This is a genomic window from Aromatoleum toluolicum (assembly GCF_012911005.2).
In the GTDB taxonomy this organism is placed as follows: Bacteria; Pseudomonadota; Gammaproteobacteria; order Burkholderiales; family Rhodocyclaceae; genus Aromatoleum; species Aromatoleum toluolicum.
Genome location: NZ_WTVS01000253.1, coordinates 1 through 406 on the forward strand (window position 1 = coordinate 1; position 406 = coordinate 406).

Genomic DNA, 406 nt, shown 5'->3' on the forward strand with positions numbered 1-406 from the left:
GTTTTTGCTGGTGGACAAGGTGATCGAGTTAGAGAGCAACACCCGCATCAAGGCCATCAAGAACGTGACGTTCAACGAGCCCTATTTCATGGGGCATTTCCCTGGCCGTCCGGTGATGCCGGGTGTGTTGATCCTGGAAGCACTGGCCCAAGCTGCGGGCTTGCTGGCGTTCGATGCCATGGGCAAGGTGCCCGATGAGAACAACATTTACTACTTTGTCGGTATCGATGGCGCGCGGTTCAAGCGCCCTGTGGAGCCCGGTGACCAGTTGATCCTGACCATCACCATCGACCGCGTGCGCGGTGGCATCTGGAAGTTCAAGGGCGTTGCGAGCGTGGGCGAAGAGGTGGCCTGCGAGGCCGAACTCATGTGCACCATGCGCAACGTCGGTTGACCGGTTCAGGCC

At 59.4% G+C, this 406-nt stretch carries 1 protein-coding gene; it reads left to right on the forward strand.

Going from position 1 to position 406, the window contains the following annotated elements; genetic code table 11:
- Positions 1–394, forward strand: a 394-nt coding sequence (gene fabZ / locus GPA27_RS28610) for a 3-hydroxyacyl-ACP dehydratase FabZ (protein ID WP_169143759.1), incomplete at its 5' end; no start/stop codon positions are given.
- Between the last annotated feature and the right edge of the window lie 12 nt (positions 395–406).